This window comes from Xenorhabdus sp. TS4, from assembly GCF_014467265.1.
In the GTDB taxonomy this organism is placed as follows: Bacteria; Pseudomonadota; Gammaproteobacteria; order Enterobacterales; family Enterobacteriaceae; genus Xenorhabdus; species Xenorhabdus ehlersii.
The window spans coordinates 131,101-141,003 of record NZ_NKHQ01000008.1; the positions used below are offsets into that span (position 1 = coordinate 131,101).

10 protein-coding genes are annotated in these 9,903 nt (G+C 44.1%); all 10 read right to left on the reverse strand.

All coding sequences use genetic code 11. The features are described from left to right. Positions 1-46 precede the first annotated feature (46 nt). A complete protein-coding gene (cas2e, locus tag Xets_RS06425) occupies positions 47-364 on the reverse strand; it encodes a type I-E CRISPR-associated endoribonuclease Cas2e (protein WP_099130762.1) in 318 nt (105 codons plus the stop codon). A gap of 2 nt (positions 365-366) precedes the next feature. Then, the gene (gene cas1e, locus Xets_RS06430; protein ID WP_187651348.1) at positions 367-1,287 is read right to left on the reverse strand and encodes a type I-E CRISPR-associated endonuclease Cas1e; all 921 of its coding nucleotides are present in this window, start codon (positions 1,285-1,287) and stop codon (positions 367-369) included. After that, complete coding sequence (gene cas6e / locus Xets_RS06435) at positions 1,287-1,961, reverse strand: type I-E CRISPR-associated protein Cas6/Cse3/CasE (RefSeq protein ID WP_187651349.1); 675 nt, start codon at positions 1,959-1,961, stop codon at positions 1,287-1,289. Before cas6e ends, cas1e begins: the two co-directional genes overlap by 1 nt. Next, a complete protein-coding gene (gene cas5e / locus Xets_RS06440; RefSeq protein WP_099130759.1) occupies positions 1,948-2,718 on the reverse strand; it encodes a type I-E CRISPR-associated protein Cas5/CasD in 771 nt (256 codons plus the stop codon). The genes cas6e and cas5e overlap by 14 nt, the downstream gene beginning before the upstream one ends. Before the next feature lie 14 nt (positions 2,719-2,732). After that, on the reverse strand, positions 2,733-3,770 hold the full coding sequence (cas7e, locus tag Xets_RS06445; RefSeq protein WP_099130758.1) for a type I-E CRISPR-associated protein Cas7/Cse4/CasC: 1,038 nt from the start codon (positions 3,768-3,770) through the stop codon (positions 2,733-2,735). A 40-nt stretch (positions 3,771-3,810) separates the two neighbouring features. Beyond that, complete coding sequence (casB, locus tag Xets_RS06450; protein WP_099130757.1) at positions 3,811-4,362, reverse strand: type I-E CRISPR-associated protein Cse2/CasB; 552 nt, start codon at positions 4,360-4,362, stop codon at positions 3,811-3,813. Beyond that, complete coding sequence (gene casA / locus Xets_RS06455; RefSeq protein ID WP_099130756.1) at positions 4,355-5,971, reverse strand: type I-E CRISPR-associated protein Cse1/CasA; 1,617 nt, start codon at positions 5,969-5,971, stop codon at positions 4,355-4,357. The genes casB and casA overlap by 8 nt, the downstream gene beginning before the upstream one ends. Then, entirely contained in the window at positions 5,971-8,721 is a 2,751-nt protein-coding gene (cas3, locus tag Xets_RS06460; protein WP_187651350.1) for a CRISPR-associated helicase Cas3', read from the reverse strand. The genes casA and cas3 overlap by 1 nt, the downstream gene beginning before the upstream one ends. A 47-nt stretch (positions 8,722-8,768) precedes the next feature. Then, complete coding sequence (locus Xets_RS06465) at positions 8,769-9,170, reverse strand: VOC family protein (protein ID WP_099130957.1); 402 nt, start codon at positions 9,168-9,170, stop codon at positions 8,769-8,771. Positions 9,171-9,666: 496 nt separating this feature from the next. Then, positions 9,667-9,819 (reverse strand): IS1 family transposase, encoded by a 153-nt coding sequence (locus tag Xets_RS06470; protein ID WP_187651353.1) that lies wholly within the window; start codon positions 9,817-9,819, stop codon positions 9,667-9,669. Positions 9,820-9,903 lie beyond the last annotated feature (84 nt).

The window sequence follows — 9,903 nt, forward strand, 5'->3', positions numbered from 1 at the left end:
CCAATTGTGCTAAAAAACTTTTATCAACAGAAAAAACTTTACCATTTTAATCGCCTTTAACTTTCCCAAACTGATCCTCAGAAAGTGGTTTAAATTTCACTAAACGCAGGCCATCAAAATCTAGCGGTTCCCTTCGGTTTTCACCAAAGGTTTGAAAATCAAACCCAGATTCGGTGTTGGTCTGCCATGCCATAACGGCATTTCCATCCTCAGTCAGTTCCGTGATTTGTTGCCAAATCATCTCCCTGATTTTATGCGAGATATTACCTACATAAACCCCTGCCCGTATTTCCAGTAACCAAATAGCCAGACGTCCCCGTAATCGAGGAGGAACGGCTTCTGTTACGACCACCGTCATACTCATCTTTACTGGCTCCTGTGCCCAATGTCACCGATGGATACCGGTTCAGGAATGGCGGGAGGTTGTGCATCAGCAGGAGGGGGTGGCGGGGAAATTTCGCCCGCCGCAAGTACTTCTTCAATTAAGGGAATAAGGCGTTTCAGAATTTTGTCTGTCCTGAATTTCTCGCGACAAGCAATTCTGACTTGCCTGTCAGGAGCAATGCTATTGGTGGCCGCGACTTTAAACGCAATAGGCACGACAGTATCAAACTTCAAGATATCCGCAATATCATAGACAAATGACAAGGGTTTGCCGGTATGCAGAAAACCAATGGCAGGTGCATAGCCAGCCGCCAGAATGGCTGCCTCGGTCACTCCATATAAGCAAGAAGTTGCGGCACTGATACAGCGATTGATCAGGTCACCTTTATCCCAATCCGTATGATCGTAATTGCGCCCATGCCATTTTACCCCATACTGTTTTGCCAATATTTGATAGGTTTTTCTGACACGAGCGCCCTCAATGCCCCGAAGCTGTTCGACATTGCGTTTTTGGGGAGCAGGCTCCCCAAAGCGCAATTCAAACATTTTGCGGACAACTTTGAGCCTTAAATCCTCATCCAGTGCCAGCTTGGCCTGATAAAGCAGTCGGTCTGAACGCGCACCTCCTGGTTGTCCTACGGAATAGAGCCTGACACCCGCTTCCCCCACCCAAATAAGCAATGTTCCGGTAGTAGCAGCCAGTTTTACCGCAGCATGGCTAATGCGGGTGCCCGGCTCCAGCATAATGCAGGCGAGAGAACCAACGGGAATATGCATACGTTCACCGTTGACTTCATCGATCACAACAAACGCATTATCTTTGACATCAATACGCCCCATGCCGATAAAGATCATCGAATTCCTGTCCTTGATGGGAATGGGTTTTAATGGAATAAATGCCATTACAGTGCCCTTATCAGCATTAGCCCACAACCAAAGGATTTTGCCCTGCCAAACCCTTTCTGACATTGCTCAAGGAAAAGTTCACTATCTGACAAAGTAAGCACGCCCTGAAAATCCACACTGGAAAATGCCACTTTCTGGCCAGAAGCTTTGAAGCTGCGATGTTGGGTATAACGTTCAATATCTGGGGCGAAGTCAAAGCGAATACCCCAATTAGCCAGTCGTTTTTCATCCTGTATCCAGGCTTGGGCGGCTTGCGTCATTACTGATTCGATTTCATCTGAGCTACCAGAATGTCTTGCCTGGAGCTTGGCATGCATCAATACGTCGTGGCGAAGCTGTTTGCCTGAATCTTTATTTGTGATGCAAACAGTAGGGTTCGCGCGGAGTTTGAACGCCAGTTTTTGACCGTTATGTAATTGAGGGATAAAAGGTTTGGTCTGAATCTGGAACCGCGGGGAATTGGCTATCGGTGTAGTTGTGGACAACACAAAAAATTCAGGTCTGCCACTTAAGCTCATCTCTTGCCGAAACAGGAAATTGCGCTCTTCCTGTTCTGTAAACAGTTGCCACAAGAGTTGGTGGGAAGCATAGACATCATTTTTCGTCTGTTTTCGTGACGGTGCTTGTATATGATAAACCGAAGGGTGCAAGGTAACTTTAGACAGATACATGTGTTCCCTCCACGGTCGATAACTGGAACGATAACTGGTGCATCGTGCGTTGCGTAAACTGCCAGCGGCTGCGTGATAGTGGCTCATCCCAACGTTGATGAGTCAGTATTGTCGTATCAGGGATTGTGATCTCGTCTTCATCTCCTTCCCAAAAATAGCTCACGACATCATGATTACGCTGCCAGTAGTGATTGGCTTTTTCTGATTGATAAGGTAAGGGAGGAAAAGACGTATCGAGAGCTGCTTTTAATGACGGATATTCTGCCAATTTCGGCATCATCGGAAGCGCAAGAGGGCAGGATTTTCGCCCAAGGCTCAGCATAAAGACCGGTTTTATCAGCGCATCACGCAAAGCCGAAAGTGTGAAACTGGCCTGTTCGGTCAATGAAATTGCGATAACCCACACGCCATCAGCAAGGTAATCGCGTGAAGACAGTATCGTGTTTAATTTGGATTTATCACGTAACTCACTTTTACGGGTCAGATGTGCCTGTTTTTTCTCTTGCGAGGGGACTTGGGCGGTATGGTAATCCCGCATCAATAAACCGGAAACAATCTGTTTGATGGCGATTTTGATACCCTGCTGCAATGCCACAAGTTGTGTTTCATCGTCACGCCGGATACCCAATGCTGCGCCTAATAGCCCTAAGATAGCCGAACGGGTTGGATAAGTGTCGGTCGGACGGCTTTCACCGACTGCTTCCACCCCCCAACTGGCTAGTGCCCCGTATAAGCGAAAGACCAGGTAAGTCTGCATATTGGCCCCTTTTTTTACTTAGTGACGAATTGAAGTAGTTCAGTAAAACTACCTTCACCCGTGACGGCATTGATTTCATAGTGTGTGTCAGCGCAAGCGCCATAAACGTTATCGAAGTTTTTCCTCTGATTTTCTAACGCCTTGATAGCATCGGTTGCCTGATCTTCGCTATCAATGGGTTTTAAAAACGCAACAGACAGGGAGCGAGGCTGATATTCTCCCTTTTCCGCCAACACATAACTGGCATAGGCGCGGGAGCCGAAACTGTTTTGTTTGCCGGATGGGGCGATTTTAATAGCGGCTTCTGTCAGGGCGGCAATGGCTTTATGCGCCAGTGCTTCATTGCCTGCCAGGTTTTCGATTAACAAAGACTTGTCGATGCAGATATAGCTGTAGAACAGGGCAGCCGCAAAGCCGGTTTCGCCAATATGAGCTGAACCGGAATCACTTTTACCCGCATTGAGATCGTCTACAGCGGTAAAATAGTCATCTTCCACGGCGACACTATGAACGCTGATAGCATGAGCAACCTGACAGGCTGCTTCTACATTATAAGCAGGGCTGGATGCCAACATACGGCCAAACAGGGCAATATCTACGGCCGTTTTTTCTGTGCTCAGTAGTTTCAATTCTTCTTTGGTCGGTGCGCGATTTTCAGCGATGAGTTTATCGGCCAATGCAAAGGTAGCCTCTTTTTCTGCCGGGCTAATATGAGCCAGCTGTTCAATTTCCAGAGGCTCATCTTTTTTATTTTTGCCAAATACTTCTGCAATAATAGTAGCCCATTCAGTGGCTTGTTTTTCTTTAACTCCCCCATTAAGTAAGCGTTGATAAACCTGGAATCCAAAACGTTTGGTACGAAAACCAAGGTGCTCTACGAGAGCATCCTGAAACAGATCAGAGATTCGCCAATGGCGCTTCAAACTTTGAGAGCTAATTCTTAATCTCTCAGCTCCGCCCATTCTGGCGGTTTTAGGACGTCCGAGATCGTCGCGGTTCAGGTTAGCAGGAGGGTAGGAAGTTAACAGATGTAGCTGAATGAATTGGCTCATTTAAAATTCCTTATAGATTAAAAGTGATTAATTATTGGGGTTATTTAGCGGCTTTGTAGTAATCCATTGCCCATTGCACACAAAGGCGTTTATTGGCTCGATATGCTCTTGGATGGTGGTATTCCCACATCCACTGTTCAATATCTTTGGCGAGAGACAAGACGGAAACCTGGCCTTTCAGTTGTTGCAGAATGCGCCGCAAACGCATAATAAATTCATCGGGAGTTTTGGCTGCCTGTAATTGAGCAAAGCGATGAGTACTGACAATGGGCTTGTCATTTTCTGTTTTGGTGCCTGCGGCGGTAGCCAGATTGGTAGTGGTGTTAGTTTTGACATACACCAGAGTGACGGCAATCATCGCCCATAGTGTAACGGTCTTTTGTTCAGCTTCTTTGGTAATATCTTCTGGCAAACTGAACCATAATGCCCGAAAACCTTCGGTGAAAGTGACCGCCTCAATATCCTGGCAACGCTTTAATTCAGCCTTATAGAGCGTTGGTGCAGGGGGAATCTTTTTTTCCTTCAATTCTTCGGGGGATAAAAACATGCTTTCCCACCAGCGCAGTAAACGACCTTCACTTAGGTTAGTCATTGATAACTTCCTTCTTCGTGTTCTTGGATGATTTGGTTTCTATATTGTGCTCTGCCATAAATGACTTGATATCTTTAGAACCCATCAGCCACTTGGTAAGAATTTGCCGTGCCTCGATTTTTTCCAGTAATTTTTTGGGATCGGTATCTTCTGACAGTACAAATTCATCAAAGAGATCAAAGCAGGTATTTCTGAGTTGGTAGAGCCAGGTTTTAGCTTCTTCGGTGGATAGGGAAGAAGCTTTATGCTGGCTACTGACAATCTGTTGTACAGCTTTAAAGAAGACTGTTTGGGTTCGTTGGTAGAAGGTAGCATCAATAAATGATATATCGCCTTTTATCTCATTTGGGCGATGGAACCATGCGCTTTTGATCTGGGTACGACACTGAGTCAACGCATTGACAGAGAGGTTTTGTAGTGTTTTGACGCGCCGGAAAACGGCATCTTTCTTTTCAATCGGCATGGAAAATAGAGGCAGGCTGGTGGAGTACCAGCAGCGGGCTTTCATGTTATCCAGATCATAGCCAAAAACCCACAACCGTGGAGTGTAACTCTGTTCGTCCGCAAAATAATCATTGAGTTGGTTAAAATGGTCGATAACCTGAGCTACTTGTTGACCATGTTTATCATCGGAAAAAGTCAGGCTATCCCAGATCTTGTAGGTAATGCCACCGGGCTGCCCTTTGACGGAAAGGTGCTCTTCATCCGGTTTTTTAGGATTCCATCGATAAGGAGTTAAGGGATGTTGCCAAGTACCAGAATAGTTATTGCCATAGTTTTGGGTACGATAGCCAGAAACGGATTGGTGAGTTGCTTGCCCCGTTAATTGGCAAGTAGCTGGCTTATCGTCTATCTCCAGACGAATTCGCCGTGGCATTGCCCAATACATATGCAGCTCATGGACATTATGTGCGTAAATTTCTGTTCCTGCTTTTTGGCTGATATGAGTTTTACCCAGCCACGGAAAAATGTCTGGACTGTTGAGATCAGGATCTGGGTAAGACCAAAGTTCCCGATTGATGACATTAAGCCAAAGTTTTTGCCATAGTGAAGCATCCAATTCTTGTGGCTGAATCAAAGTTGTTAGTGGGCCGCCTCCCCGCAACCCCACTCGATGTCCAACACCGCCGGCAGGGGCATTAATCTGTAATGTGAATAGCGCAATAGCGGCCATTTCAGGGGAAATGACTTCACATTGGCTGCGTTTTATAAAGTGGTCAGTATTATCCTTCAACGTTTTTTCACCGGGCGATTCAATCAATAATCCTGAAATACCGATAGGCTTTCTTTCAGCTAACGGATCAAAATCCTGCATAAACAGAGGGCCATCTCCTGACAAATTAAAAGCATGTTCTGTCCGATTAAATGCAGTCTGTAAGTCAGCTTGTGTAGGGGCTTGTTGATAAAATTCATGCCATTCGTCTTCATCTTCAGGGGCAAAAACCGTTTGCAGCAAGCCAATTGCTAACTGATAAGCAGCTCCCTGAAAATCAGCCCTCGGCAGGGCAAAATCGACAACGGCAGGATCACCGATTGCCGTCAGTGGCAACTTTTTCTCGCTGCCATTTCTCATGCTAAAAGTCAGCCATGCGTCTTTAACAAGGTTCATTACGCCTCCTGCTTAGGATAAAAACCAATGTTGGGATCATAAGTAAAATGAGGGTCACTCTCTGGCAGCCAGATTTGCAGGTATTTGACGGATTTGAATTTATCCTGTAACTGTTCTACCGCTTGAGAAAGAGACGCTGGTATGGGTTGCAGCTTATCGGCAAATTTGTTTTTTGAAATTTTGACGATACTTAATTGGACAGGGAATTTTTCATTTTCTACCCACGGTATTAATTCCCCGCTTTCGGTCAGTTTGACAAGCAGTACGCTCACCGTTTCGATATCGCTAAATCGGGTGCTGATATCGCAATCATCGTCATACCAGCCGCGGGCACTGCGTTTACTATATTCATAGCGTTGCCATTGCAGGGCTTGTGATCGTGCTACGGCGTCTTTGCTCCTCCCTTCAGCGATTGTTTCATCATCTTTGTATTTGAGTGCATCAGGGATTTGTTCATCGGCATCTTCACCGTAAACGGCTTCGATCAAGGTTCTAGCCTCAGCAGGCATACGAATGGCACCCAGGCGCAGTAGTTCGCGTAAGCCAAGCCATAAACGTCCGGCTGAACGATAAACATATTGAGTATTGCGGAAATCTTTACTCAGCCAATCAGCGTTAGGTTGGTCATCCCATTCTGGTGCGTGGAGATATAATTTAGGCGCAGATCGGCTATCGATAATGCCTGGCTTATATTCTCCATTTGCATTACGAGTATGGCGGTTCAGGCGCCCGACCCGCTGAATCAAGTCATCAATCGGGCAGATATCGGAGATCATGACATCCGTATCAGCATCAAGGCTTTCCTGAAAGACCTGTGTTGTAATCAGGATCTTTCCTTGCCGATCTTTCTGCTTACTCTCTTTACCAAATATTGCCAGCACACGATCTTCGAGCATTTTTCGGTCATGCAAAATAAAACGGCTGTGGAATAACAGGCAATTTTCCGGCTGTTCCATTTGTGACTGAATCAGTCGGAAAGCATGGAGTGCATCATCCACTGAGTTACGAACCCAAACCACACATTGCCCATTTTGAGCGGCGTCCAGAGCGATTTGTACACATTTATCCAGATGATTCACGGTTTTTACCGTGACGGTACGGCTAACATCTGGGCGACTGCGTAAAGGAGCCTCAATAAGTGGATTTTCTGGGTTTAACGTGACCTGGGTTGCCAGTGGAAAGGCCGTTTTTTGCAATTTTTGTGGTGGGATTCCGCCGGCTGATAGCCAGATATCCACCAGCCGTTGGCGCTGTTTTAAGGAGAGCGTGGCAGTCAGTAATACCACGGAGCCACCCTGGTGCAGGTGCAGACTTAATAAGCTTTCCAGTAATGCAAACATGTATTCATCTGCGGCGTGTACCTCGTCAAAGATCAATACCTTGCGATTTAATCCAATCAATCGAAGTGACTGGTATTTTCTTGGTAAAACTGCAAGCAATGCCTGATCGATAGTACCTACGCCCACCGATGCCAATAGCGCCTTTTTGTTAGAATCTGCCAGCCATCGGTGGCACTGTGCTGTCGCGGTGCTATCGTCTCTGGTGTAATCACTGTCGTTGTGTTCGGAGGTCAGGATAATGTCACGGAAATTGTCATTCATTTCACGTGCACCGTGAGCGAGAACGATACTGGGCAGGTTGCCGTTTTCTGTATCGAACATACGATGGTAGTGTTTAGCGATTCGACCAAACATAGCGTTGGAAGTTGCCATTGTTGGCAGGCCAAAATAGAAACCATCCGCAGTACCGGTTTGCATTAAGCGATGAGTCAGAGCAAGGGCAGCTTCTGTTTTGCCCGCTCCTGTGACATCTTCCAGAATAAAAAGCTGTGGAGAGTCATTAATCGGGACTTTTTCCGCCCATTTTTGTAATGGGGTTGGCGAAAAGTGGTAATACTCCTGAATAGAAGTGTAAGGCGATATTACGCGGGTGTTATGGAAATCAATGCCATTTAAGGCAACTTGGGCTTGCTTTTGGGTAAGCTGCCAATATTCCGCTAACGGAAGCGCTTTGGTTTGATAACGAAAATGATAACAATCAGAGCCTATCCAGTCAGCCAGTACGATAATACCGGCAAGTTGCCAACTCACCTGTTTCAGGTTGTGTTGCCACTCTTTTGAAAGTAATTTTGCCAGTGGCAGACGAGGTTGAAAAAGCGTCAGTAGATCATGGGTAAATGCCGTTGCATCGACAACATTTTGGGACTCAGTAAAATCGGTAATTGCGTTCCAATCAGCATCATCAATGGGTTTACCATGATGACCGAGCATACACTGCATCAAAATCATTAACGTTTTCAGTGCTTGTTTCTTTTGTTTATCTTCACTGAATTGCAGGCCATCATCTTCCACTAAAGCAAGCAGTACGTCGTCCTGAATTTTTTTCCAGAAAAATAGCCCTAACCGATCATGCCTGAAAAATTTGGAATCATAGGGAGAATATTGTTCAGGTTTAATCAGATCAGTATTTTCTTGGGAATATAATTGCTGAAATGCAGAGGCAAATTTGCCGATATCATGTAGTACCAGAAAAAATGAAAACAGATTTTGTAATGATTCTGGTGATAATCCCAAAAAATTTGCGAGATCCTGTGTTAATTTTTTGTGTGGTGCCAATAATAATCGACCTACTGCGGCAACATCTAGGCAGTGATAGACCAGAAGATGATAGTTTTCTTCGGAATAGGGATTTTTTTGGGCTTTGCCCCAATATCGTGTGAGGTAACTAAAGTTATTTATTAAATTAGGCATATTCTTACGTAGAAATAAAATTATAATCGAATCACATTAATGAATTGTTACTGTTCTTCTTTGTTTTCTATATATTGGCTAAATCGAAGTAAATAACCATCTGGATCTTGAACGAGGAATTCTCTCTGACAGATAGTAGTATCGCCTATGCAGTAATAATTATCTTCCAGTGGGCGATAAAGCTCTATTTTGTTAATTACAAGATTTGCCATAATTGACTTAACGTTATCGACTTCAATTTGCAAATTAATACCACGTCCTAACGGCTTATTGAGTTCTCCGGTATTCCAACCATTTTCATGAAATGCTTCCAACATTAATTGCGCCTCACCTAAGCCCAAATAAACAAAATCAGGTTCTTCTCGTCGGATTAATATTTCGAAACCTAATATTTTCTGATAGAAATCGAGTGAAGCAGAAAAATCGGTCACAATAAGTTCTGGTATCATGCGATTCCAGTAAGTTGTTTCTGTTGTGATGCTTGTGCTCAAGATGTTTTCCTATGTGATTATATTATTTTAAAATAGCGAACTACTTAAAAAATTAGTTAAATCTACTACGTCAACAACAGTTTTGGAGAATTTACCCTATTTTGTATTGTATCATCACTAACATTTTATTTTATATGGAATATTGATCACATTTAAAATCACATGAGAAGATAGTGATCAAAATTTCATCTCACTATGAATTAGATTTTGATGACAGTTTTTATGGTGAATTGTAATACTCCATGAGTATTTTTCTCTGATAGTGTTTTATCTCTATATATCAGTGTTTGCTCATTTTGTAGGTGCTGCATTTTTGTTTGCGTCAGTGCTTCTTTGTGCCATCTAATCAGAGTGCTTTTAGAGATTCTATCTGATTTGGCCAGAGAGGAAATACTGATGTTGTAGGGTGGTAGCATTTTTTTGCATGGTTCTTTTTTTTCAGGTGAATAGTGTTTCAAATTTTGTCCCCTATGAGAATTTTGGTCGCGTATTCAATCCGTTGTATGAAACTTTTCCCTACGAGGTGTTTATCTTTAGGCAAAATATTATAAGCGTTAAATTTATCTGTACACCAAAAAGCAATCTTGAATCGGGTCGTGACTCCAATGGTTAGATTGTCCTATAAAGAATAGTATTCCCGTTCGATGAAAGTCCCTATCACTTTATCGTGCATCTCCTCTGATTTGGAATA